At 38.6% G+C, this 25288-nt stretch carries 25 protein-coding genes and 1 tRNA gene; 7 read left to right on the top strand and 19 right to left on the bottom strand.

Annotated elements, in window-relative coordinates; all coding sequences use genetic code 11:
- The first annotated feature begins 114 nt into the window (after positions 1–114).
- The 5 genes from AC2TFD_RS08170 to AC2TFD_RS08150 all read left to right on the top strand — a co-directional run bounded on the left by AC2TFD_RS08170 (position 115) and on the right by AC2TFD_RS08150 (position 4608).
- Positions 115–819, top strand: coding sequence for a response regulator transcription factor (locus AC2TFD_RS08170; protein WP_335515113.1), 705 nt, complete (start codon positions 115–117; stop codon positions 817–819).
- Complete coding sequence (locus AC2TFD_RS08165; RefSeq protein WP_484675408.1) at positions 816–2180, top strand: sensor histidine kinase; 1365 nt, start codon at positions 816–818, stop codon at positions 2178–2180. The genes AC2TFD_RS08170 and AC2TFD_RS08165 overlap by 4 nt, the downstream gene beginning before the upstream one ends.
- Positions 2181–2245: 65 nt before the next feature.
- Positions 2246–2995 carry a PepSY domain-containing protein gene (locus AC2TFD_RS08160; protein WP_484675407.1) on the top strand — a complete coding sequence of 250 codons (750 nt, stop codon included), beginning with the start codon at positions 2246–2248 and terminating at the stop codon, positions 2993–2995.
- Positions 2996–3114: 119 nt separating this feature from the next.
- Positions 3115–3651, top strand: coding sequence for a PepSY domain-containing protein (locus AC2TFD_RS08155; protein WP_335515105.1), 537 nt, complete (start codon positions 3115–3117; stop codon positions 3649–3651).
- A gap of 186 nt (positions 3652–3837) precedes the next feature.
- Complete coding sequence (locus AC2TFD_RS08150; protein ID WP_335515102.1) at positions 3838–4608, top strand: alpha/beta fold hydrolase; 771 nt, start codon at positions 3838–3840, stop codon at positions 4606–4608.
- A gap of 64 nt (positions 4609–4672) precedes the next feature.
- Here the strand turns inward: AC2TFD_RS08150 and AC2TFD_RS08145 are convergent, their stop codons facing one another.
- The 11 genes from AC2TFD_RS08145 to yknW form a co-directional block, all read right to left on the bottom strand.
- Positions 4673–5740 (bottom strand): alpha/beta fold hydrolase, encoded by a 1068-nt coding sequence (locus AC2TFD_RS08145; RefSeq protein ID WP_335515100.1) that lies wholly within the window; start codon positions 5738–5740, stop codon positions 4673–4675.
- Between the two features lie 19 nt (positions 5741–5759).
- Positions 5760–6326 carry a polyhydroxyalkanoate biosynthesis repressor PhaR gene (locus AC2TFD_RS08140; protein ID WP_484675406.1) on the bottom strand — a complete coding sequence of 189 codons (567 nt, stop codon included), beginning with the start codon at positions 6324–6326 and terminating at the stop codon, positions 5760–5762.
- A gap of 14 nt (positions 6327–6340) precedes the next feature.
- Positions 6341–6913: a hypothetical protein gene (locus tag AC2TFD_RS08135; protein WP_335515095.1), complete on the bottom strand. Its 573-nt coding sequence runs from the start codon at positions 6911–6913 to the stop codon at positions 6341–6343.
- Positions 6914–6926: 13 nt separating this feature from the next.
- Complete coding sequence (locus tag AC2TFD_RS08130; RefSeq protein ID WP_484675405.1) at positions 6927–7373, bottom strand: hypothetical protein; 447 nt, start codon at positions 7371–7373, stop codon at positions 6927–6929.
- A 227-nt stretch (positions 7374–7600) separates the two neighbouring features.
- Positions 7601–8215, bottom strand: a complete 615-nt coding sequence (locus AC2TFD_RS08125; RefSeq protein WP_335567556.1) for a YitT family protein — start codon at positions 8213–8215, stop codon at positions 7601–7603.
- A 102-nt stretch (positions 8216–8317) separates the two neighbouring features.
- The gene (locus tag AC2TFD_RS08120; RefSeq protein ID WP_335567557.1) at positions 8318–10000 is read right to left on the bottom strand and encodes an ABC1 kinase family protein; all 1683 of its coding nucleotides are present in this window, start codon (positions 9998–10000) and stop codon (positions 8318–8320) included.
- Between the two features lie 182 nt (positions 10001–10182).
- Positions 10183–11349 carry a tryptophan synthase subunit beta gene (gene trpB, locus AC2TFD_RS08115; protein ID WP_335567558.1) on the bottom strand — a complete coding sequence of 389 codons (1167 nt, stop codon included), beginning with the start codon at positions 11347–11349 and terminating at the stop codon, positions 10183–10185.
- 149 nt (positions 11350–11498) lie between these two features.
- Positions 11499–12692, bottom strand: coding sequence for an ABC transporter permease (locus AC2TFD_RS08110; RefSeq protein WP_484675404.1), 1194 nt, complete (start codon positions 12690–12692; stop codon positions 11499–11501).
- Entirely contained in the window at positions 12689–13384 is a 696-nt protein-coding gene (locus AC2TFD_RS08105) for an ABC transporter ATP-binding protein (RefSeq protein WP_335515976.1), read from the bottom strand. Before AC2TFD_RS08105 ends, AC2TFD_RS08110 begins: the two co-directional genes overlap by 4 nt.
- The gene (locus tag AC2TFD_RS08100; protein ID WP_335515979.1) at positions 13381–14508 is read right to left on the bottom strand and encodes an efflux RND transporter periplasmic adaptor subunit; all 1128 of its coding nucleotides are present in this window, start codon (positions 14506–14508) and stop codon (positions 13381–13383) included. The genes AC2TFD_RS08105 and AC2TFD_RS08100 overlap by 4 nt, the downstream gene beginning before the upstream one ends.
- A complete protein-coding gene (gene yknW / locus AC2TFD_RS08095; protein WP_335515981.1) occupies positions 14508–15179 on the bottom strand; it encodes a YknW family membrane protein in 672 nt (223 codons plus the stop codon). Before yknW ends, AC2TFD_RS08100 begins: the two co-directional genes overlap by 1 nt.
- A 230-nt stretch (positions 15180–15409) precedes the next feature.
- Here yknW and AC2TFD_RS08090 point away from each other — a divergent pair, with 230 nt between their 5' ends.
- Positions 15410–15949, top strand: coding sequence for an NADPH-dependent FMN reductase (locus AC2TFD_RS08090; RefSeq protein WP_335515984.1), 540 nt, complete (start codon positions 15410–15412; stop codon positions 15947–15949).
- Positions 15950–15996: 47 nt separating this feature from the next.
- Here AC2TFD_RS08090 and AC2TFD_RS08085 read toward each other — a convergent pair whose 3' ends face one another.
- The 7 genes from AC2TFD_RS08085 to AC2TFD_RS08055 all read right to left on the bottom strand — a co-directional run bounded on the left by AC2TFD_RS08085 (position 15997) and on the right by AC2TFD_RS08055 (position 23799).
- Positions 15997–16629 carry a PspA/IM30 family protein gene (locus AC2TFD_RS08085; RefSeq protein WP_335567560.1) on the bottom strand — a complete coding sequence of 211 codons (633 nt, stop codon included), beginning with the start codon at positions 16627–16629 and terminating at the stop codon, positions 15997–15999.
- 17 nt (positions 16630–16646) lie between these two features.
- Positions 16647–16994 carry a lmo0954 family membrane protein gene (locus tag AC2TFD_RS08080; protein WP_335519415.1) on the bottom strand — a complete coding sequence of 116 codons (348 nt, stop codon included), beginning with the start codon at positions 16992–16994 and terminating at the stop codon, positions 16647–16649.
- Between the two features lie 267 nt (positions 16995–17261).
- Entirely contained in the window at positions 17262–17420 is a 159-nt protein-coding gene (locus AC2TFD_RS08075; protein WP_335519412.1) for a hypothetical protein, read from the bottom strand.
- Positions 17421–17753: 333 nt separating this feature from the next.
- Entirely contained in the window at positions 17754–19340 is a 1587-nt protein-coding gene (locus AC2TFD_RS08070) for a SagB/ThcOx family dehydrogenase (RefSeq protein ID WP_484675403.1), read from the bottom strand.
- A 22-nt stretch (positions 19341–19362) separates the two neighbouring features.
- The gene (locus tag AC2TFD_RS08065) at positions 19363–21300 is read right to left on the bottom strand and encodes a TOMM precursor leader peptide-binding protein (RefSeq protein ID WP_484675402.1); all 1938 of its coding nucleotides are present in this window, start codon (positions 21298–21300) and stop codon (positions 19363–19365) included.
- Positions 21300–23246 (bottom strand): putative thiazole-containing bacteriocin maturation protein, encoded by a 1947-nt coding sequence (locus AC2TFD_RS08060; protein WP_484675401.1) that lies wholly within the window; start codon positions 23244–23246, stop codon positions 21300–21302. Before AC2TFD_RS08060 ends, AC2TFD_RS08065 begins: the two co-directional genes overlap by 1 nt.
- A 283-nt stretch (positions 23247–23529) precedes the next feature.
- Positions 23530–23799, bottom strand: a complete 270-nt coding sequence (locus AC2TFD_RS08055) for a heterocycloanthracin/sonorensin family bacteriocin (RefSeq protein ID WP_335515962.1) — start codon at positions 23797–23799, stop codon at positions 23530–23532.
- 330 nt (positions 23800–24129) lie between these two features.
- Here AC2TFD_RS08055 and AC2TFD_RS08050 point away from each other — a divergent pair, with 330 nt between their 5' ends.
- Positions 24130–25005: a tyrosine-type recombinase/integrase gene (locus AC2TFD_RS08050; RefSeq protein WP_484675400.1), complete on the top strand. Its 876-nt coding sequence runs from the start codon at positions 24130–24132 to the stop codon at positions 25003–25005.
- 101 nt (positions 25006–25106) lie between these two features.
- Here the strand turns inward: AC2TFD_RS08050 and AC2TFD_RS08045 are convergent.
- Positions 25107–25178 (bottom strand) — tRNA-Val (locus AC2TFD_RS08045).
- Positions 25179–25288: the final 110 nt, after the last annotated feature.

Here is a 25288-nt window from a genome sequence, read left to right as displayed (position 1 = left end):
AGTTAATTTTTTTTTGATAAACTTGTATTTAAAGTATGGACCATATTTTCTAAAGGTTTTTATCACAATCATGACGAATAGGGTTGTAGGAATAAAAAATGGAGGAGAATCCAAATGTCTTTAAATAAAGGGACGATTCTAGTCGTAGAAGATGAAGAAAAGATTGCAAGAGTATTAGAACTGGAGCTTGAATACGAAGGTTATTCCGTTACAAAAGTAATTGATGGACTCGAGGCTCTGGAGGCATATCGTACTGGAAGCTGGGATTTAATTTTATTAGATGTCATGCTGCCGGGATTGAGCGGGATTGAACTTCTCAGGCGTATTCGAAACAATGATGTGCTTACGCCTGTCATCCTATTAACGGCAAAAAGCTCGGTTGAAGACAAAGTTTCAGGTCTGGATCTCGGGGCTAACGACTATATTACAAAACCCTTTCAAATTGAAGAACTGCTGGCAAGGATTCGTGCTGCCTTAAGAATTAAGCAAGTGGAGCAACCCGAGCAAGATAACGAAGATCTACTGCGTTTTGCTGATTTAACCATAAATCAAAAATCAAGAGAAGTCATAAGAGCTGGAGAACACATTGAATTAACTCCAAGAGAATTTGATTTACTTGTTTATCTGATGATGAATAAACGGCAAGTGTTGAGTAGAGACCAAATCTTAGAAGCAGTATGGGGTTATGACTTTTTCGGTGACACGAATGTAGTCGATGTTTATATTCGCTATGTTAGAAAAAAAATAGACATCCCACAATTACCAGCATTGATACATACAGTTCGAGGTGTGGGTTATGTTTTGAAGGATGTCAAATGAAACTAAGGAATAAAATCAATCTGTACACTGCATTCTTGTTCGCACTGTTGCTTCTCCTCATCAATATTACTGTGTATTATTCATTTAACAAATTAATTATTGATAGTGAAATTAGTACTGCAAATAAGGAAATTAAAAAAATCTCCGAAAATATCGGTCTGTCCCTTGGTTCAATTCCCGAGGGTGCCCTCTTACGTTCTTACGTTCCAGTCAATGGGATGATTCAAATCGTGACTGCAGATAATAAAAGTTTGCCTGCAGTGACTAGCCCTGGAGAGCAAAATTTAAGTAAACGCAAAGCAGAGTTTTTTAACAGTGAAGTAAGCAAAACGATTAAATATCAAGGCCTTCAATATACGTTTGAATCAATGCCAATTATTTTGCAGGACGGGAGTATTGCGAATCTACAGATAACCAAAAGTATGGACACTGCAACCGACAATTTATCCATCCTTCGTATAGTTTTATTTATGGTAACACTCCTGGCGCTGATTCCTGTATTAATATCGAGCCGGTTTCTTAGTAATCTCATTACAAAGCCAGTCACATCTATGATTAGAACGATGACAGAAATAAGACAAAGCGGTCGTTTTAAAACCATTAAGCTTGAAGGTAAGTCCAAAGACGAACTTTTTCAAATGGGCGAAACCTTTAACCATATGATTGAGTTATTGGAAGTTAACTTTGAAAAACAACAGCAATTTGCTTCAAATGCCTCTCATGAGCTTAAAACGCCATTAACGATTATTGAAAGCTATGCCAGCTTGTTAAAAAGACGAGGCTTAAAAGAACCGCAACTATTTGCAGAGTCGATTGAAGCCATTCATTCCGAGGCAATTCGAATGAAGGAAATGACCGAACAGCTGTTATTGATAGCAAGGAATCAGGAACAATGGAATATCGAAGTAAACCAGTTAAATCTTCACGAACTAATTACCCAAAGTGTTAATGCATTCAAGAATGCTTACAACCGAGAGATTAAATGGGTAGAGGAAATTGATCCCCCCATTATCATTCATACTGACGAAAAAAAGCTTAAGCAGCTGCTTTTTATTTTTTTAGATAATGCAAGAAAATATAGTGATGAAGAAATAGTGGTTACCGCAGGAATAGAGAAGGAAGAGGTTTTTATCAAAATTATAGATTGTGGAATTGGCATTCAAGAAGATGAACTGCCAAAGGTGTTTGATCGTTTCTATAGGGTAGATAAGGCCAGGAGCAGAAAACAAGGTGGATCAGGTCTTGGGCTATCGCTTGCAAAGGAAATTGCTAATGCCATTGGCATTAGCATACAACTTGAAAGTAAATTAGGTGTTGGAACAACAGCCACACTTTTTTACAAAAAGAAAATGAAAATCTAATTGATTTCTCATCTTTTTCTAATTTTCATGTAAGAAAATAAATGTAAAAAAGGTGGTGAATACGTATGAAAAAAATCTCTTGGTTTTGGGCAGCAATATGCTCCCTACTCCTAATTATTGTATTTATCGGTTGGCAGCAGTTTGGAAAACTCAATCCCTCTGCCGACATGTTATCGGAACAAGAGGCTCAGAAGCTTGTTCAAGAACGCTATCAGGGCAAAGTTTCATTAATAAAGTTAACCAGTCAACAATACCATATAGAATTAGAAAAACAGAATCGTCTTTATGTCATCAAGTTAGATGCTGAAAGTGGGAAAGTTTTATCTTTTGCAGAAATCGGATCTACAGGGAAGGCAACGCCCCCTGCTCCTCCTACTGAAGTGGAGTTAACGGAGGAAGAAATAAAAAAGATCGTTCTTACAGCAGCAAATGGCTCGCTAGTATCCTTAGAAAAAATCGTTACGAATCAGGAAACAACATTTAAGGCAATTGTGAATGAGGCCGATAAACAGACTACCATAATCGTAGATGCCATTTCAGGTACCATCCTCTCCTCCACATCAACTGCAGTCAATCAACCGCCCAAACGATTGACAGAGCCTGAGGCTGTTCAGGTTGCCAGTAAACAAGTTCTAGGCGAAGTGGATGATATTTGGTTAGAAACAGAGGGCGACCGAACCTATTACTTTGTTAAAATCGAAACAAAGGATGACCGTGAAGCTACAGTCCAAATTCATGCCATAACTGGAGAGGTGCTATCTGTTACCTGGGATGATCATGACAGTGACAATAATGACAAAGACGACGACGACTAGGAAGTGAGTAGTAACCAAGCATTTCTCATCAATTTCTAATGTTTCTATCCTTTTTCTCTCATTTTAGCTGGATATACTGTAATTATAGGAAGGTTACTAATAAAAAGGAGGAAACAATAATGAAAAAAAAAGTATTAATTGGTGCGTTGGCAGGCTTACTTGTTATGGGAGGTGCAATTGCAGTAGGTGCCTCAAAGAATGATGATAACCGTCCAGATGATTCCATTCATGCAGAAGACAAAACGTCCATCATAAATCTTGATTCACAAAACATCCCTGAATTAAAGGCAGGTCAGGAAGTGGAGCTAGAAACAGAGCATGGTCAAACATTTTACAAGATTGAATCCGATGATGATGACAACAACAGTCCCTCTTCAGCTTCCCAACCGTCAAACACTTCAACACTCTCAGTGGAAGAAGCAGCAAAAATAGCGACAAATGAAGTGAGCGGAAAGATTACAGAGATTGAAAAGGAATTGGAGCATGGCAGACTGGAATACAAATTTGAAATTCAGTCAGACAGGGGCGAAGCGGACGTACGAGTCGATGCTGAAACAGGAAAAATCACCAGAGTAAAGTTCGATGATAGATATGATGATGATCACGACAATGATGATGATGACAAGGGAAGCGATGACAACGGAATTGATGGTTAAGCTGGGAAAGGACAATCGTAAAGTCGATTGTCCTTTCTTTTGTCCTAATAAATGTAATATACACCTATTGGTTATAATCAGCATTTTATATTTATATAATTGGTTAATTAAACATTAAACCTGTTTATACTATCCGAATTATGGCAAAAAAAGGTTTTTATCACAAACCATAGGAGGTAGTTTAACTTGGGTGAGTTATTCTCTGGGATACCCTTTTTACGTTTGGGTGCTGGTGAACCTTTGGTTTTTATTCATGGTCTCGGTGAAATAAAGGAAGGCTGGGCGAACCAGTTTGAATTGGCAGAACAGTATGATCTCATTATCCCGGATTTACGAGGACACGGGGAGTATCTTACAAATGAGGAAATATCCATTTCGAACTTTGCACATGATATTATTTACTTATTAAAGGGGTTAGGGATTAAAAGTGCTCATATTTGCGGGCTATCAATGGGTGGAATGGTTGCACAAGAAATCTATCGTCAGGCACCGGAAATGTGCCGGTCTCTTATCCTTGTAAGCACTCTTCATTTCGCACCAAAACATTTTGGTGATTTTTTACTAACATTCAAGAAATACGGTATAGAAAAGCTTTCTATAAAAGAGGAAAAAGATATCGCGGCAAGAGTTTGCTTATACTCTTGGTCTGAAAGTAACCTTGAGGCCTTCCATAAATTTTATCAGCCAAACCGTAAATTTTATCTTTTATCTCTTAAAGCATGTCTTGAGGTTAATAACCTCTGTTTACTCCCCAAGATAAAAGTTCCAACGTTAATAATTGGCGGCCAGTACGATTCCGTAACTCCTGTTTGGTTACAGCTATGGATGCATAATCAGATTAGACACTCTGAATTTATCATTTTCAGAAATACAGGACATATTGCTAAGCTTGAGGCCAAAGAAGCATTTAATGATGTGTTGAAAAAGTTTTTAAACAAAAATAAAATCGCAAGTTAAGGGAAGAATCTCTTCCCTCTTTATATTCATTATATAACCTTGTACTCACTCGTAGAACCATAAATTAGAGTAGTTTCGAACGTGTTGATGCCCATTCATCGATAACAATAGCGAACAAACCAGTTAATGCTAAAGATACATGACCTGCTTCAACTATTTTGTAGGTTTTATCCTTACTAGAAACCAAATCCATGATTGGCAAGCTTTGTGCCTCTAATACTAGTTGATCCTTAGAGGAAGAAATAACCAATAGATTTGATTTAATATTTTTCAAATCTGCAGTTTTATTTTCAATAATTAATTCGCCTTTAACAAGCTTATTCTCTATAAAAAGATCATTTATGAGTTGTTTAAATGCTTCACCCGCAAAGGAGACATGATCGGACGTCCATTTATTCATTCGACGCCATTTATCCACATATTTTTCGTCATCTGCCCGATTTAATAGCGAGGCATAGTGACTAAAATAAATTGGCGTAGTAACCGCCTGAAAGATAGCTTCCACATATGATGACGGTACATTCCCGTAAACTTCGATGAAACGGTCGATATTAATATCTCCATTCCTTAGTCCTTCAGCCCATTTATCTGGGCCCACCATCGTACTGAAGTCAATTGGAACTGTTGCCGCAATCAAGTTTTTAATTGGTTCTTCTGCAATGGAGGCATAGATTGAGGCAATAGTACCTCCTAAGCAATAACCAACAAGCGTTAACTCGTCTGCTCCTGAGTGGCGAATCGCGCGCCTGACTGCCTGTCTTAAATATTTTTGGATGTATGTATCTAAACCGATATTTTTATCTTCATATCCCGGTGTCCCCCAATCCAATAAATAAACATCATATCCTCGGTTTGTTAAACCCTCCATTACACTTACCTTTGGGGCAATATCAAGAATATACGGTTTATTAAATAAGGAATAGACAAAAAATAAAGGGATTCCATATTTTTTTTGTTTTGCCGGGTAATGCCATAGTATTGATTTATTTTTTCTCCAAACCTCAGTTCTAATAGTATGACCAACCTTCGGTTCCGGTTCACTCAATACTTTACCAACATGCTTCCAACGCCGCATATCTTTCTCATAATCCAAGGCTTGAACGAACTCCCTAAAGAGTGCTTCTACTGCCACCGTTCACACTTCTTTTCTATTATTTTGACGAATCCACTCCTGCGATAAGAGGTTCTGCTGGTGTGTCCTTTTTAAGTAACTCTTTAATCATGTCAAATTCTTCTTTAAAATGACTAAGTTTATTTAATTCACTCTTCATCTCCTGCAGTTCACTTTGTAAATCCTTTGTATAAACGAGCTCTTTATTCGTTTTAACTAACTCAGTTTTTAGTTGTTTTGTCAGTTTAATAATTTCCTTGGCTACCTCTACAACAGTCTCTATTTCTTTATTTTGGATTTGAATGGAATCCTGTAATTTCAAGATTTGTTCCTCTAAGGTCTCAATTTTTTCTTCTGTCTGAAGCGTTAGGGAAGCAACATTCGTTAAATCGCTTTTAGTTGGAATATTAAGGATACCCGCAAGAGCCTCTTGGTTTTTTCTAAATGCTTCAAGATAACGAGAGTTTGCTTCTGTACTGACAGGGGACATTCCGGCGAATTCCTGGTTGTTTGTCCAGAGTTGGATAAAGTCATTTATTAATTTTTCCCAAATTTCACTGTACTTTTTAAAAGAATCATATGGGTCGTTTGGTCCTATCACTGCCATTCTATTTACCTCCGTTAAGATTTTGTTGGTTCCGTAACATTTTTGATATATTGCTGAAATGGAAAAAGAGCTGACTTCACTTGCTTATCTAATTGATCCACAAATAATTTTTGATTTTCATATAATACATTCGTTATACTTTTTAGATTTTCTACATAATCCTCTCTGCTTTTCTTTCTAAAGGAAATACATTGTTCAACCGTATCTATGTATTTATCCAGCGCTTGACCATTCATTAAAGTACGAATAGGTGTTGTTAGAAGGTATGTAGTTTTATTTTGAATATCATCAAATACTTGGTTTATCTCCTCATAGGACGTAATAGGAAAAAATTGCTGTATAGTAGTGGTGGCCATTAGTAATTCTTCACGTGCATATTTTTCCCATTCAAGAAGCTCTCTCTTAAATTGCTCAGTAATGGCATGCCCATTTTCCTGACTTCGTCTCATATTCTCAACAAATTGTTTAGTAGTATTCAAGAATAATTCATCAGACTGGTTTAATTTTTCAGCCCACGCATCTACTTGTTCAAAGGCAGCTTTCCACAATAATTCATAACTTGATACTGATTCATTTTTATTTACCATCTCTTTTTCCTCCTCAATTTTTGTTAGTAAATAATTTTTTCAATTCCTCAAGTTCCATTTCCAATGTCTTCATCTTGTTAACCTTTACATTTTTTACTTCATCTTCAAGAAATTCAAGGTTTTCTTTTAGACAGTTCGTAAGTTTTTTTAACTCAAAATTATTCTTTTTTAAATCCATTTGGAGTATATAGATTGTTTCTTCTAGATTATCTATCTTCTCCTCACAATCTATTTTTCTTAATGCAAGGGCAGCGATATCATCTTTATTTGGGATATCAAATACTGTTAACCATTTTTTGATTATCTTCTGTTGGGTCTCAACATGGTTTAAGTGCCGCTCCATTGCACTTCCAAGTGCTTCTGTAAAGTCTAGACTATTGGTAATGGTGTGGATTTTCTTGTTACATTCTCTTTCAAATTCCTTATAATGTGTTACTGGGTCTTGATATTTTGTTTCCATAAATGTCCTCTGCCTAACCAGTTGTATAATTGTTTTGAAATAGGCTGTGTAATACTGGCCGTTAATTTGCACAATAGGTACGCACATCGCCACATCGAAACAAGCTCTATAATCAACAGTATCATTAACACAGCCTAAGAATAAAGAATTAATAGTTTTTAGTCAATGTAAATTTGATAATTTCTCAAAAAAATTTGGCAATTCTGTAATCTTATCATGTACAATCATCATTCTACAATAATATCAATCGTTTTATAAGCAATGAAAAAGGCGGCTAATGAAAATACAGCTTCTTTCAATCCGAATATAAAAATTGAACTTCCCAAAATAAAAAAATTAATAAACATAACAATTTTTCCTATTGAGAAGGGTGATCTTTTACTTAACAAAATGGCTAAAACCTCTGTCCCGTCTAAAGAGCCTCCAAATCGAATAACAATCCCTACACCCAACCCTAAAATACCCCCTCCTAAAACAATCACTACCACAGGATTTTCAGATAATGGAGGATATGGCTCTAATATAAGGGTACCAAATGATAAAATAAAAATGGCAAAAATACTAAGAATAATAAACCTTTTTCCAAGATAGGAATAGCCTAAAAAGAGGAATGGAGTATTAAGTAATAAAAGAAATAAACCAACTTCAATACTAGTGTAATGAGAGAGTATAATGCTTACCCCAACGATACCGCCGTCTATTACGTTATTCTTTACTATTAATAACTGTAATGAGATCGCAACCAAAGATGCACCAAAGAAAATGTATAATAATCTTTTTTTAATAGATATATAATTTGTTCTGCTGTAGCTTAAATAATAGTTTATTCTCTTTTTATACATATTTCACCCCTTTGGCCTATTACGTTACACTCGAATATAATTGGTTTAGTATATTCTGCTTAAAGTAAAAAAATGCCCGGCGATTCGGCCAGGCACGGAGTTTTAAAATCTCCCTGATTTAAAGATAGAGTATAAAAGTAAGAGGAACATGATGGCCGCGATACCGAATCCTATTTCTATCATTGGGATTTTCGATAATAGAATCGATGTTTGTCCTGATAGGGAGGCACCAATGATCACCCCTACCAAAATAATGCTAAAAGCTAACAATACAATACTAAATGAGAGCCTATTACTAATAGTATTAAGTTTCTTAAGGACTGATTCTATTTCAGGAGTAGAGATCTCAATCTGCATTTTACCTTTTTTCATGACAGAGGTGAAATCTTTTATCGTTTTTGGGAATTCATGAAGGATATTGCCATATTCGGTGAAGTTAGACCATGCAAACTCAGCCATATTTTTCGGTTTAAAACGATCAATGAGTAGTTGTCGTCCAAAAGGTTCAGCCACTGCTAGTATACTAATTTCATGGTTTAGTTTTTCAACGGTCCCTTCCAAAGTCAGCAGTGTCTTTCCTAATATCGTTAAATCTGTTGGAATCTGAATCTTATGGCGATATGCAACAGAAAAGAGCTCATTCACGGCCATTCCAACACTCATTTGACTAAAAGGGACATCCAAATACTTTTCCCGAAGCTTGTCTATATCTGAATGTAACTGTTTAACATTCACATCATCAGGTACAAGCCCCATATTTGTAATTGCCTTCACAACTTCACTCGTATTTTTTCGCATTAAGGCAATGACAAAGGAGGCGATGTGACTCCTCATGTCAGGAGTGATTCGTCCAACCATACCAAAATCCATAAAGGCAATGACTTGACCTGGCAGTGCCACTATATTCCCTGGGTGGGGGTCACCATGGAAGAATCCATCTATTAGTATTTGATGAAATATAGCGTTTACTACTTTTTCACCTAATACTTTTGTATCAAATCCTTCTTCTTCAAGCTTTTCGACTTCATTTAATTTAATCCCATCAATAAATTCCATCGTCAATATCTTTTTGGTCGTGTATTCCCAATATACCTTTGGAATGTGAACTTTTGGATCCTCCTTGAATTGCTTAGAAATCTTCTCGGTATTTCTGCCTTCATTTTCATAGTCTAATTCTTCACGAAGTGACTTTGATAATTCTTCTATAATCGTTCGAATTTGGTATCTTTCGACCCAATCGATTCTACTTTCTGCCAGTCTGGCCAGATCCTGCATAATTTCTAAATCCGTTTCAATCACACCCATAATATTAGGCCGCTGAATCTTAATGGCTACTGGCTCTCCTGAAAGCAAGACTGCATAATGAACTTGTCCAATCGATGCAGCGGCTAACGGCGTTTCACAAAATTCAGCAAATGAATTTTCCAGCGTATCAGCCAATTCTAGTTCTAAAATTCTTTTTACTTCATCAAAGGAAAAAATAGAAACACGGTCTTGAAGTTTTACCAACTCTTGTAGAATTTCAGCAGGAATAACATCGGGTCTTGTACTGGCAATTTGTCCAATTTTCACAAAGGTTGGACCCAGTTCCTCGAGAAACAACCTAATCCGTTCACCTGTTGTTCTGCTATTGAGCGATTTGTTTCCTTCAACAAATACACGCTTTGGTACTGATAATAAATCGATAAGCCCTAATTCCTTCATAATAAACCCAAATCCGTGCTTCGTAAAAGCATATACAATGTCACGATAACGCTGGATATGGCGAATTTTTTTCTTAATCATCTGCTTCACTCCTGAGGAGTATTTTATTTAAGGTTGTTTCGTAAAGATTGTTGAAAGGTTAAGAAAAGAGCCCTATATACCAAGATTCTCACTTTTTCCTGGGATTTACAAGTTCAATCCGGTATTGTTCGTTTAAATAACAAAAAGACGCATCGATGATCGATACGTCTAATTCACTGAAATTACTTTTTTAACATATTAAATACCTGCTCAACATCTTTATCACCGCGGCCTGATAAGTTTACAATCAGAACATCATCTTTTGGTAATTCCTTTGCTAGTTTTATAGCGTAAGCAACAGCATGAGAGCTTTCTAATGCAGGTATAATCCCTTCCGTTTTACTTAGCAGCAAAAATGCATTTAACGCTTCCTGGCCCGTTACGGTTACATATTCAGCTCTTCCGCTTGTTTTCAAATGGCTATGCTCTGGTCCAACGCCTGGATAATCCAAACCGGCTGCGATCGAATAAGTTGGCTGCGGATTTCCATTTTCATCTAACAATGTTAAGCATTTAAAGCCATGGATAACCGCAGGGGTTCCTTCTGTTAAGGTAGGAGCTTCTTTCGGCTCCACTCCGATTAGGCGCACATACTTTTCGTCAATATAATGGGCAAATGCTCCAATGGCGTTACTGCCGCCTCCGGCACAGGCAATTACTGCAGTTGGAAGCCTTCCTTCTTTTTCAATAATTTGGCGTTTCGACTCTTCACTTATTATAGATTGAAAGTATTTTACCATAGATGGGTATGGGTGCGGTCCAACAGCTGATCCTAATAGATAAAAGGTATTTTGATAGTTTTGAATTAAGTCTGCTAACGCCTCATCGACTGCGTCCTTTAATCGCCCTTGGCCTTTTTCAACTGGGATTACTTTAGCTCCTAATAGTTCCATTCTAAAGACGTTAAGCGCTTGACGTTCCGTGTCTAGCTTACCCATATAAATAATACATTCCATTCCAAACATGGCACATGCAGTTGCTGTTGCAACACCATGTTGCCCCGCACCAGTTTCAGCAATAATTCGCTTTACACCCATTCGTTTCGCTAACAATATTTGACCAATGGCATTATTTATTTTGTGGGCACCGGTATGGTTTAAATCTTCTCGTTTTAAATAGACTTTTGCGCCGCCAAGTTGCTTTGTTAAATTTTCTGCAAATGTCAGCGGATTTTCACGGCCAACATATTCCTTAAGATAATAGTTGAATTCTTCTATAAAGTCCTCGTCATCCTTATACTTTAAGAATTGAGTTTCCATCTCATCTAATACTAGCTGCAGCTCCGGAGGGACAAAACTTCCCCCAAATTCACCATAATATCCTTTTTTATCTACTCTCACTTTTTCCATACTCGGCTCGTCTCCCTTAATTCTATTATTTAAATTGCATAAACTATCTAAGTTTTAAACTATTATAAAATAGTATGGCGGAATATTCAAATAATTCTTTTTTCAAAAAAAGAGGGATGACAAATGATTGTCCCATCCCTCCTTCGAATCTATTCATATCTCAAAGACTCGATTGGGTCTAACTTTGATGCCTTGTTTGCTGGAAGCAGTCCAAATACAATACCAATCACCATTGAAAAGACCACACCACCTACAACGACCTGCCAAGATATTAAGGATGGCCAGCCCGCAAAGAAACTTACGATACTAGCTGTTCCCCAGCCAAGAAAAATCCCAAGGACTCCGCCAATTAATGTCAGCGTCATCGATTCGATCAAGAATTGTGTTAAGACCTGTCCTCTTGTAGCACCAAGTGCCATACGAATTCCAATCTCTCTTGTGCGTTCTGTAACTGAAACGAGCATAATATTCATAACGCCAATGCCGCCGACAAATAAGGAGATCCCTGCGATACTGCCAATAATAAGAGTCATGATTCTGGTAATCTGACCAATTCCCGCAGCGATTTCTTCCATATTGAGTACCTGATAGGAATCATCTGTATTATGCATATTATTTAGCAGGTTAGCAGCTTTTTTCCCAGCTGTTTGAAGCTGGTCTGAAGACTCCGCTTGCAGTGTTACCTGTGTATAGTCACTACTTCCGTAAATCATCCGCCAGGTTTGAAAAGGAAGATAAACTTCCATAGAACTAAATGAAAGGAGACCTGTTGGTTTCTCTAACACACCGATAATTTCAACCGGCTGATTTGCCAAAGTGATCACTTTTCCAACCGGATTTTCACCTTTAAATAATTCTTCCTGGATTGCCTGACTAACCACCCCAACACGACGACCGCCTAGAAAGTCTGAAGTTGAAAAACTTCTCCCCTTTTCTACTTTGATATCATTCAGCTGTATGTAAGCTTGATTTATTCCTGTTGACGAGACGTCTGCAGTCTCCTGTCGAAATCGAACGGATGACATCTGAGTACTAGAGGCTACAACGCTTTTTATCTCTGGTATTTGTTCAAGAGCACGTATATCCTCTTGTTTAAATGGAGCCTGCATAAATATATTTGGGTTTGACCGGATTTCTTCATCTGAAGGCTGATAAAATAGCTCTACCGTATTACCCGGACCGGTGATTTGTTTTTTTAACATCGCTTCTCCGCCTTGCCCAATTGCCACTACAATGATAACCGCTCCAACACCAATAATAATTCCCAGCATGGTTAAGATACTTCGCATTTTATGGGCTTTCAGTGAACTTAACGCCATCAAAAGGTTTTCCATAAAACTCATTCAGACGCCCCCCTCGATTGTGAAGAGGGTTGCTGAATCATTCCGTCACGAACAAATATAGTACGCTTCGCATATTCCGCTACTTCTGATTCATGGGTAACAATAATAACCGTAACGCCTTCTTCCTCATTAAGCTCCCTAAATTGCTCCATAATGTCTATGCTCGTCTTTGAATCCAATGCCCCTGTCGGCTCATCCGCTAGAATAATTTTGGGTTTATTCACAATCGCTCTTGCAATTGCCACACGCTGCTTTTGTCCCCCTGATAAAGCATTGGGAAGGTGGTCCATACGGTCAGCTAACCCCACTTTCTTCAAAGCTTCTTCCGCTCTAGACTGCCGTTCAACTTTAGAAACGCCTGCATATATCATCGGAAGCTCTACATTTTTCAAGGCAGTCAGCCGGGGTAATAGATGAAATTGCTGAAAAACAAATCCAATAGATTGGTTTCGAACTCTTGCTAGTTCATTTTCACTATAATGAGAAACATTTTCTCCCCCTAAGAGGTATTCACCAGTTGTCGGCTTATCCAAACAGCCAATCATATTCATTAGTGTGGATTTACCGGAACCAGATGGACCCATGATGGCTACAAATTCGCCTTGTTCAATGCTTAAACTAATATGATTTAATACATTTACACTCTCTTTTCCTAGCAAATAGGATTTGGTGATAGATTCTAGCTGGATCATTTTACAGTCACTTCCATGCCATCCTTGATTGAATCAGGACTGTCAATGATGACTTTGTCTTCTTTTGATAAACCTTCTAAAATCTCAATCTTTGTTCCAGAAGTGATGCCTGTTTTAACATTTTTCTTACTCGCTTTGCCATCTTTAATAATAAAAACATATGGCTGGTCTCCATCATCATGTAAGGCGTTGATTGAAAGAACATTTGCTTGTTTTTTGTCTGTTTCAATTTCCATGATTACTTGGAAACCAGGCTTCAATGCTTTTATGTCCCCTGTCAGCTTCATTGTTACTGGATACTGCACTGCCTGATTTCCGCTTTGGAGAGCAGTTTGATTTTGCTCTGGAAGAAGAGAGATTTTTGCAATCTCACCCTGCCATTCTTGTTCCGGCAATGCATCTGACCGAAGGATGACTTTCTGTCCTGTGCTCACTTTCAATGTGTCATATTCAGACAATAAACCGTTTGCTATCAATGCATCCAATTTACCGATATGTACGATAGGTTCTGCCATACTGTTTTCAAGAGAAGTTGTATCTGGCTTCTTAGTGGTTAAGACGACACCGTCGATCGTACTCTTAATCTCTAATTCACTTTGGCGCTTATCAATCATGTTCTTTTGCAGTGTTGTTTGCTTTAACTCAAGATTAGCCAGCTTTTTTTCCATCTCGAGCTGTTCATATTCTGGGTCAAGCTGCTTTTTCGCTTCCCCCTTACCCAGCTGTTCAGTCAGGGTCTTTTCTTTATCCTTTAATTGCTTAAGTTGTTTATCAAGTTGATTGATTCTAAGATTAGCAGATTCGATTGAGAGTTTATTTTGCTCCAATTCCAGTTCAAGCTGAGGGTTATGAAGAGTGGCTACAACTGTGCCGCTCTTGATTTCCTGTCCTTCTTCTACTAGCAGCTCTTTCAACTCCCCTTTTTCTGGGGAAGCATAAATAATTTGTTCCTCTTCCAGTTTTATTGTCCCTGGGATCATTAGAAGAGATGAGATTTCCTCCTCCTTCATCTCAGTAGTTTCAACGGAAGGTCCTTTTGCAAGGACCTCCCGATAAACACTGACAGAAATCATAATGATGACCAAGCTGATTACACTTATTATTATCCATGTTTTCTTTTTCATTACAGCACCGGTGCTCCTTGCAGCAGACTGCCAATCATGGCAAAGCCAATTCCGATTAAGAAGAAGACAATTGCAATCGTCCAAGCCAGCCCTTTTGAAAATTGTGCTGTTTTATGTAGTCCAATTGCCGTGACAATCATTGTCCAGATCGTGAATACCTCAAATGATCCTAAGATACCCACTTTATCTTGATTTAGTAACCCTGCTAAACTAGTAACATATATTTCTGGATTTCCGCCAATTGCATATCTAATTGCAGTATTTAGAATAACTCCCGCTGCACCGATTACCATGATATAAGTATTCATAGAGAAAAGTTGTTTAAACGTAACCGGAGAACTAGCTATTTTGCCAATAATCAGGTGGATTGCACTGCTAATGAGAACACCGATAATTGGTGTTATAATTCCAGTTATGGCGACTGTTACCTTCGTAATTCCCAAAACAATATCTACTTGATCCTCTGGAACCCCCTGATCAATTAATGTTGAGGCGTCCATGGATAATGCCATTAATGTCATTCCAATTGCATAAAGAACACTGATTATTATCAAAGGCACCCAAATTTTTGGCACCCTCTTAATCCTCTCAAACTGTTCACCCGGACTCGTGAACATTCCTAATAATGAAGGCTTTTGTTCTTTTGTAATGATTTCTGTTTGATTTTCCATCCATAACACTCCATTCTTCAATTGTGTAAAATTTCCCTTTTAATAATACGATAGATTAGGAAGAAGGTTTCATTTATCGCTAATGCTCTACGAATACTTTACCATTACTTTACTACTACTTTACACTTAGAAAGAAATCGGTTAAAAAACAATTAAAAAAAAGTTCTTTGAAAATGAATTACGTTCATGTTAGTGATACTATTAATACTGACTTGAAAGGAGAGATATTCATGAAAATCGTAGCACTTGTGGGTAGTAATCGGAAGGAATCGTTTAACAAAAAACTAGCAGTATATATGCAAAATCGTTATAAGACTGCTGAGATTGAGATTTTGCCTATTGAAAAACTGCCGATGTATAATCAAGATGATGAGTTAACACCTCCTGAAATCGTAACGGAAATTAAGAAAAAGGTGGCAGAAAGCGACGGGGTACTGTTTGTTACACCTGAGTATAACCACTCTATTCCGGCTTTTTTAAAAAATGCCATAGATTGGTTTTCTCGTGTTGATAAAGTAATGACCGGTAAACCTGTTATGATCGTCGGAGGCACCCCAGGAGCATTAGGAACCGCACGTGCTCAAATGCACTTGCGCCAAATATTAAATTCTCCTGGAATATCTGCACTAACTTTACCGGGAAATGAAGTATTTATCGGTGCAATCCATGAAAAGCTTGATGAATCCGGAAAGCTAGTCCATGAACCAACTGTTCAATTCATCGATACAGTAATGGACAATTTTATCAATTGGATAAACAAACAAAAATAATAAAAAACAACGCATGGATTTTTCTGATCCCTGCGTTGTTTTTTGGTTTAGTTTGAAATTTTCATTTCTTTTTCTAATTGTTCGATTCGCGAATCAATTGTTGATTGATTGTATTTTCTATTTACTTGATTCTCAAGAGTGTCGATATAATTTTCAATCTCTTCGAAACGTGTGATTGATTTATTAGAATAAGTGTTTGTTTCTAGTACATGGTTGATTCGATGGTTCGCTCTTGTAACATTTTCACGACCCATCAGCTCCATTCGGCGAAGCTGCATATCTTTGAGTTTATTTTTCATTTCTCCATGTTTTCTTTCAAGTTCGCCTAATTGACCATTTACTTGTTCTAGAGAGGATCTTACTCTTTCAGCCCGGTCGGAATAAACCTGCTGTTCATCTGCAGCAAATTGATACAGTTCTGTTTCTCCTGCCTTCAAGGCAACCTCTGCCTGATACTTTCTTTTTCCCGCCATTTCCTCCGATTGTTGCAGTTCTTTTGTAAATTCATCTTTTAGTGAAGTTTGACGGTCTATCAGCTTTCCGACTTTTTCGGTTTCCTGTTCGCATTGGCGAAGGTATTGATTAAGCAATGCGATTGGATTTTGGTTTTCTTTTTTATCAAGTGCCTCGTTTAAATCTGCTGTAATCGTATTTTTAATTCTTGTGAAAAGGTTAGTCATTTTTTTCTCCCCTTTGTTTAATAATTTTTTAATTCATTCCATTGCTTTTCAAAATTTACAAATGGATCTGATTCTTCATTGGTTACTTTGTGTTTACTTGAATTCCAGTTTTTATAAACCAGATAAAGAATGTAGGCAGCAACGACACCAATAATGGCTGGTGCATTAGAGATGGAAGCCATTAGAAGAATAACTCCGATAACGCCAAGTGCAATTCTTCCTCCTGTCGATTCTGTTTTAAGAAACTGTTTATAGATGAAATATAGAAGCGCCATACTTACTAATAACCCCACCATCGGACCAATTGTAGAAAGTAAGATGATGGCAGCAATTCCACCTGCAATAACTAAACCAAACTTTTTCATTTTGTTTTCCTCCTTCGTTTATCTTGATATCATCTTACCTTTTTTCTCAGTTTCATATAATTGAGCCTGAGCTTGATTTTCAAATAGGTCTGAAGACGTAGAAAGGGTCAGTCCTCTAAAAGGACTGACCCTTTACAAAAAAAATCCTAACATCAAATTGATGTTAGGATTAGTGATGACCTGTGAGGGATTCGAACCCACGCCCCCTTCCCTGTCAAGGAAGTAAAGTTAATCTGATTATAACAGTTTTGTTATGAAATGCCTGATTTAATAGGCAACAGTTCCAGCGTAAAAAGGTTTAGGCTGATTAAATTGGTGGCAGGATATTGGATTTTGCCCCCACCATGCCACCAACTCAACACCAGAGTGTTCCCGCATTCGATATGTCTGGACTGCTGACTGTAGACGCATTAATTGATGTAGCATTGTTCACCTTTCCTTTATCACCGTTACTGTCATCTAGTTGATTACATCATGCCGCCCATTCATGACTAAATATAATAGTAGTAAATTACGGATTATTATCAGGGTTTTACTAATCTTGTGTTAAGGCAAGGGTGTTAGATAACGGTCCTGACTATAATGTTAAAACCTGCCCCGGTACTGGATTTTTTGGAGGCAATACAACAACTAGTTCAATAAATAATTTTTACCCGCTAGTGTCCCGTAAAGTACAAGAAATAATAAATTCAAATCAATGAGAAAAACTAATAAACCCGCATGATGAATGCGGGTTTTATTAGTGCACACTTGTTTTTCCTAGCTAATCAAACTCCCTTTTAACCAGGCGCGGGGACGGTATGGACCGACCGGGATTTGGATTAGGCTTGTTTTTCCTTTCGAATTGATCCCATAAAGTCCATCACATCGGTTCGCATCAAATCCTAATAGCGGGTGCCCTCCCATTCCTAAAGCACACGATACCAAGAGCAATCGTTGCAAGAGTATGCCCGCTTCCATTTGTTGAATGCGGTATCCTCTATATCCCAATTCCTTTTTGAGATGTTCCCTGTCTCCAACAATATGCAGTACTAGCGGAACTTGAAACAGATTTACATTGGGCATTGTTAATCCATTTTGTAAAAACTCTCGAAAATCTCCCTGAGTTATTCTTCGAAGTGCATGAGTGGCATTGTCATAAGAATAGGCACCATTTGGAACTCCTTCCACGTTGTAAAAACTACCATATAAAGAAACAGGACTCTCCACATTCCCTTGTGTACCATCAAGGTCATTCTGATACGAGAAGGAAAAGGTCTCTTTTAACAAAATGGATAACTGCGTTTGACGGACTTGACCCATCATAAAATCGATATCTGGAGAATGCCGCTCTCTGCAAACGGATGCAAGATCGTATGAAAATCGCTCTGCAAAGGGAAGCAGGATCATTTCCGAATCTAAGGAAACTTTCACACTACTATCTTTCTTTATCTTCACAAACGACTCTGTTGTTTCAAACATGGATGCTTCATTAAATTTTCTCAAGCTTGGATAATCTATTACCCTCTTTGAACGGTTATAGGAGGTATGCTCCAACAGCGGCACTTCCCGGCACAATTCAGCGGCAGAAACAATTTCCATTTGATTATGATTGTTGCCTGCACTATTGACATTTTGATTAACAGATAAAGGAATTACGGCATATACACTTTCATCCTGATCAGACAGCCCAAGCAAATGATTAATAGTCCTATCAAGAAATTGGTAGCATACCCGCGAAGAAAACCCTATTCGTTTGGCCACTTCTAAAGATTGCCCAATTAACACACCTGCATCTAACCCTTGGAGCCTGTAGGAAAAATTATTGTATTTATAGAAATTTTTCCAAAATAGCGTCGAGACAAAAACAGTACAGAAACAGTCAGAAAGATCACAGCTATTTCCAAGACTTCTTGATAAGTATGAATCGTAATTTCCTTCTCGCAGCAAGAGGAGGCGATGGTGAGCCGCATCATAATGGTAAATTCCCATTGGTGTGTCCTTCAGCTTCACATACACATATATTTCATTGGGATATAACGCCCCGCCAGAGGGTACAAATCTGCGTAATAACTGGGCATAGCTCACAGCACCTTTTTCCTCGGTGTCCTCGATTAAAGCGATTTGCGAGTAGTGAGTAAGGCCGTATACATACCATAAGAAATGTCCTAGCTCCTCCCTGCTGGGTCCAGCCTTAGCTTCCCGTCCGCTGAGTGTTAAAGGTACATCTGCGCTCAGCGGAATCTCTGGCAAGCCCCGGTACAGTTTATAGGGAAGTGGCGCATCCTCCCAATCCACTTGCCAATCTGGAGGGGCAACTTTTTCCGTATCAAAGTGAAGATGATGTACAAATGTTTCAAGTTCCAATTTAATACCTCCTCCTTTTCAATTATGGGAATGGGTGGGGATCTGAATTAAGCTGTTCATACGATAACGGCTGTTCCATAAATCCAAGTTTCATTGGCACTTTAAGGACCCTCTCCAGCCCTTTTACACGGGTTAGGTGATGTCCGAATGTCATCGGTAACATACCAGGGATCAATACCTTCACACAGAATAATCCATTCCGTTTGGTTATCGATGTCGTTTGATCCACCACAATGACCTCCAGATCTAACCGGTGAAACCTCTGAAGAATATCCTGAAGATCCTCCTTCAAATCAGTAGTTGCAGGCGTCTCCTTAAATTCTTCTGCAAATGTACGTAATGGACGTTGATCATCCAGTAAAAAATTCAGCCGTTCCTCTGCTTCCCGCAGCCCGTAGAGCATACCATGGTCCTCCATGGTACGTACTTCGTACGGATTCTGTAACATATGTTGATATTTCTGCTCGTTTGCCTCCAGTTTTTTGTCATGCACCATCATTCCCGCAAGCTCGTAAATTGCGCTTTTTACAGCCCTTAAAGGATCAGGGTTAGCTCCGGCTGCACAAATGAGGTTTACCCCTTTGGATCTTCTGTTTTTTGCTACTGCCCACACACTTGGAATTCCATGCTCCATCGTCGAATTGAAAAAATGAAGGTCATATCCCGCCACCTCACGCATACGATCGACCATCAGCTGTAATTCTTTATCGTTAGCCGAACTAAGGTCAAGACGTGGAAGGGGAAGTTTTGCATACCAGGTTAACAAGAAAGAATCTCGCTCGACAACCTCCATAATGGCATGAAAAATGGCTTCTTCTAAACTACCCCCTAATGCACATCCATTGGAGGTTTCATAAACAAAGCCCTCCCCATGCCCCAAACTGTAATAGGCGAGTAACTGCGGAACCAATACAGAACGTTCTTGTAAAAACGAATAGCCCCAGACCCAATTCATTGGAGTGTCAGGATCAAACGGTTTAAAGGGAAACTGAGGCTTTGTATATTGTTCCTTTTCATGCAAACCTACTCTTTCAGGGTTTAGTGCATTTTGCTTTAAATTATGATAACTATCCCGAACTACCGGTCTTTTGCCTCGAGGCTCGATTCCGCAATATCGTTCCAACCCCTCTAAAATGGCAGTCAGCTCACTCATTTCATAAGAATTAGATCGGCCAGCGACTCCCTCGTCCGCTTCAAATAAAGGCATGTTTACATAAACATCAGCAAATGGCAGGGTGATATCCTGCATTTTTCCATTCATGATACCTGTACGGTAATCCAGATAGTCTTTGACCAGTACTGTTTTAAATTCATCCATCGAACGGCTGCGATAACCACTGCCATTAAATTTAGGACTAGATTCTAACCTAATTTGAGCTAATTCTGGTGTATCTTCAGGTATTGGACTGCAAATTGGGCAGGAAGAATTAGGCAAGAAATAGTGAATAAAATTAGTTAACGTTCTTAAGTTAGTAATGAACACTCTTTCTTCTAAATTGCAGGGTTCTCCTTTAAGAACCCTCTGCACTTCCTTACATATCAAAGCTGCCATTTGTGATAGTCCTGTTCTTGATGTCCATGCATCTTGCATGATATCTACTCCTGCTGCCATCTTTAGCTGTAGCTGCCACATTTCTTTCCGATCGGATCCAGCTATCATGCGCCGGATGTCAGCGCAGAATGAACATCCCGGTGTATCGGGGCGAACTAAAGGACCAATGATTCCCTCTCCAAACGAAACGAAACCTCGAAGCCACGGAATCCCAGTGTTCCTGTATTTTTCTTCTGCTTTTTGATGAATGGCTGGATTCCAGGCATCGTGCAGCACCAGAGCTAATTCTGTTTCTGCGGGTACCTCTTCTAATAGGCTTTGACGCCTAACGAGATAATTGCCGGACAATTGATCAAAAACATAATCCGCTAATAACCCCTCTCCGTCAATGAGAATATGGGCGGCCATTAGGATTCCTCCTCTCGAACCTGCACACCATAGACCCCTGCTAATTCCTGTTTTAAAAGAGGTTCAAACGCAAGATCATAAACGATTAGACGTTTGCTGTTTTGGTTCAAAACCTGAATGGAAGATTGTAATAGCTCCAATTGTGTTATTTCTTCACAAGAAGGGACGTCAAGTTTAAATTCCTTTTCTTTCAAAAAAACAGCTGACTCCGATATTCTTTCGGTTGCATGCACCTGATTTTGTTCATCCATAAGCACTTGTTGTAATGCATTCCGTAAAGCCATCGTTGTATTTAAACCTATACAAGTGTAGCGACGTCCCTGCGACTTTACCCAAATTACGGGGAAGCCTAGTATTTCACTTTCTAAACCGATGGTCGGTGTACCATTTAAAGTAGTCAGGGCATTTAAATAAAATCTGCAACGTTGATCTTCAATTTGTCCCAATTGTACGCGAAAAACAGGATTCAATGGATCGTCCTTTTTATTTCTCAATTCTTTCTCTAAATAGGCTTGCAAGCTGCGACAAACTGCCTCTTCGATTGTTTCACCCGCACCAATGCCGATCAAATCCCCTGCTATGTTTTCACCAGCCTTATCTTTTAGATCACTACATTCCTTGAACATTTGTAAAACATACATTTCAATACCAGTCAGTCCCGCTTCCCTCTTTGCCTCCTCATGTGTAAAACCCGAACAGACAACCTCTGGCAGTAAGTCTGCTGGCCCCTCTGACACTGGATTAGCCGCCTGAACATAACATTGCGAAAGAGGAAGCTGTGTCAAATTTCGCTCCTCCCAGGTATGGAAAATTCCTGTTTCTTCCGAAGTTAATAGACTGAAATATTCCAAGAGGTTACTCGAAGGTTCGTTTTTACTCTTTTCTTGCTTTATCCTTGCATCAAGATCTTCCACCAGTTCAGAAGGGGCAGCTTTATTGGAAACCAATGGATGTGTGATGAATGAAATCCAGTCCCCTTCAAGCGTTTCAAGATCAAGTTTGTAAATTTGGTTACTCTGATTTGACTCTGCAATTCCTGTAGCCTTCTTAAAATATTCGAATACGGTGACATTGGCCAGAATGGCTCCGGCAGTTGTAGAGAAAGATTGGGGCTGCCGATCTAATTGCAATGAAGATTGATGGATTCGGCGCCATGCTGACTCCCAGCATCCCTCTGATTCCGGATGAACCAATGGACCAGCAAGCCCTACTTGTTCTAAACATATGGCAGGAAAAAATGTTTTCTTTTGCTCTTTACAAACCATATTCAGATCCCTAAGTTCATTTACATTTCCATCCGGTGTGACATATAGAATCCAATCATACGGACGCAAAGCTTCTTGCCAAAAACTCCTTCCCTCCCTTTTTTCAAATCGTACCTGCTCAACCTCCACGTCAGCATCAGCATAGTAGGCATTACGCACTAACTCATTTATCCGCAATTGATTTGATGGTACTGAATCAGTCAACATGAAATGGAATTTGGGAAGTCCCGATTCAAGTAATGCGGCAGCCAATGAAACCATAAAGGCTCCAGAACCGATAGCCAGGACTTTCGTTTGACGGTATTCTTGAAAACGGTACGCACCAGAATCTACAAAATTCTCGATAAATTCAATTTGTGAAGCATACTTTTCTAGGACTTTTGGGTTTAATTCATGTGTCTTATCTTGGCTAACATCTCGAACAAAGCCACTCTTGTACAACGTTTCTCCAAGCTCATATACCCTGTTGCGATACTGCTCCGTTAATCCCTCTGTTATATCTCCCAATGAATGCTCTCCGTTAAACAGCGGCATTAATTTTTCAATCCATTGATAGATTGTATTTCCTTCCATTCGGAATGAACTTACGTTATTTCGAAAATACACACCACCCTTTGGATCTGGCAGATAAAATGAATCCCTTTTGACCTTCAAACGTGTGGACGAGGTAAGTTTTGTCATTCAGCTCCTCCTTCATTCAAAGCTATCCTAATTATGCACTATCATTATATGTTCATTTATTTGTCCATTATGAATTTAAAAGCGGAAGCGCCCTCGGACCAAGCCAGAGTGCAGCTTGGTCTTGCGATGATTATTCAAAGGAGCTTTCCTTAGTGGTCAGCAGAGTAATCATATTATTTCTGATAGTTCCCCCAAAAAAGAAGTGCCTCCTGCGGCACATATCCATGCAGGGGGCACTTCCTTTTTATAAAATAACGTATTTTTTTCTGAGATTCCAAAACGACTAAATAAAACCGAAGCCAAAACAGCCAAAACCCAAACCGAAACCTAAACCGAAACAGCTAAAACCGAAGCAGCCGCCGCAACCGCCGCAACCGCCACAGCCTCCACAGCCTCCACAACGGAAGCCTCCACAACGGAAACCGCATCCTCCGCAACGGAAACCGCATCCCCCGCAACGACCAAATATACGCATATCTTGGCTGTAAGAATCTATAGGCATTAATTCACCAACTTGGTAATGATCCATCCCTAATGATTGTAACCCATTCATGCATTTTTCCTCCCCTTTGTATTTATTTAACAGGTTGCACCTGCCAAGAGAGTGGAAACGAAGGTAATTTGCCAGTTTTGAGTAACCCAAACTTTAAAGTACCACGAGTACTCTCTTCAACAAAATATGATTTTTTTAGGTTGTTGCCACTGATTTAACAGCCTATTTTACGTTGAAGGTGTGAATAGAAGAAGCATTTCCTAATCATTGGCTATTTTAGAGCAAAAAAAGACCTCAACCAAATCGGTTGAAAGTCTTTAAAACGCCAATAATTAACGTTTTGAGAACTGAGGTGCACGACGAATTTTACCTACTTTTGGGCACAAACGTATGGACCAAATAAACACCATGCAAATTTTAAATTTTTTAGAAATATTAAGCCAGGATGGGATGAGGTCTGATGGAAAAACAAGCCATTTATCATCTGCAACAATTCAGTTTTACCATAGAATTTTGAAAAACACTTTTAGTAGAGTGGTTGATTGGAAGGTAATAAAAGAGAATCCAGTTGCCAGCATAAAAAAACCAAAGGTAGAATCAAAAAAAGCTAAAGTTTATACCGAGGTACAGGTTAGTACCCTTATGAACCATATTGTACATGAAGATCCAAAATGGCAAATGATTATAACCATAGCCATTACTACCGGGATGCGTAGGGGTAAGATTTTAGCACTAGAATGGGACCATGTGGATTTAGAAAGAGGTAAAATTTACATACAGCAATCACTTACTTATACGAAAGGAAAAGGCTACATTTTCAAGGAGCCAAAAACAAAAAATTCAATTCGGACAATATCATTGGCACCAAGTGTGACAGAACAATTACGGCAGTATAAATTACATAAGAACAAGGAAAAATTAAGTTTGGGAGATAAATGGAATGGTAAAGAACGTTTTTTGCTATTTACTACTTGCGATGGCGAACCAATGTATCCATCGTCAATTTCTTCGTGGTGGAGGAAGCGATTAAAAAAATATGGGCTACCGCAAATTACCTTCCATGAACTTAGACATACATCGGCAACCCTTTTAATAAACGAAGGCGTGCATATGAAAACGATTAGCGCTAGGCTTGGCCAATCAAAAATCGGCATAACCATGGACTTGTACGAGCATGCACTGGATAGTGCTGATGAGGCAGCAGCAAATAAATTTGATCACTTGTTTCAACCAAAGAAAACAGGAGAAGTTATAGGACCAGTATAGTAAGAAATAATCTGCCACCAATTCATCTGTACTAATTAAAAAATGAATCTATAACAATAGATAAAGCCTTGATAACTCAACGTTACCAAGGCTTTGTTTGATGACCTGTGAGGGATTCGAACCCACGACCCCTTCCCTGTCAAGGAAGTGCTCTCCCACTGAGCTAACAAGTCGAATTAAGCTACAAATATAATTATAGTAAAAACGCGAAAAAAGTCAATAGTTATTTATTAGAACACCTATTCTGAAAATAATTGAATAAAGAACAAATGTTCGGATATAA

This window comes from Neobacillus sp. plas4 (assembly GCF_057221695.1).
The sequence above is the reverse complement of the archived record's forward strand: the minus strand, read 5'-3'. Positions and strand labels throughout refer to the sequence as shown.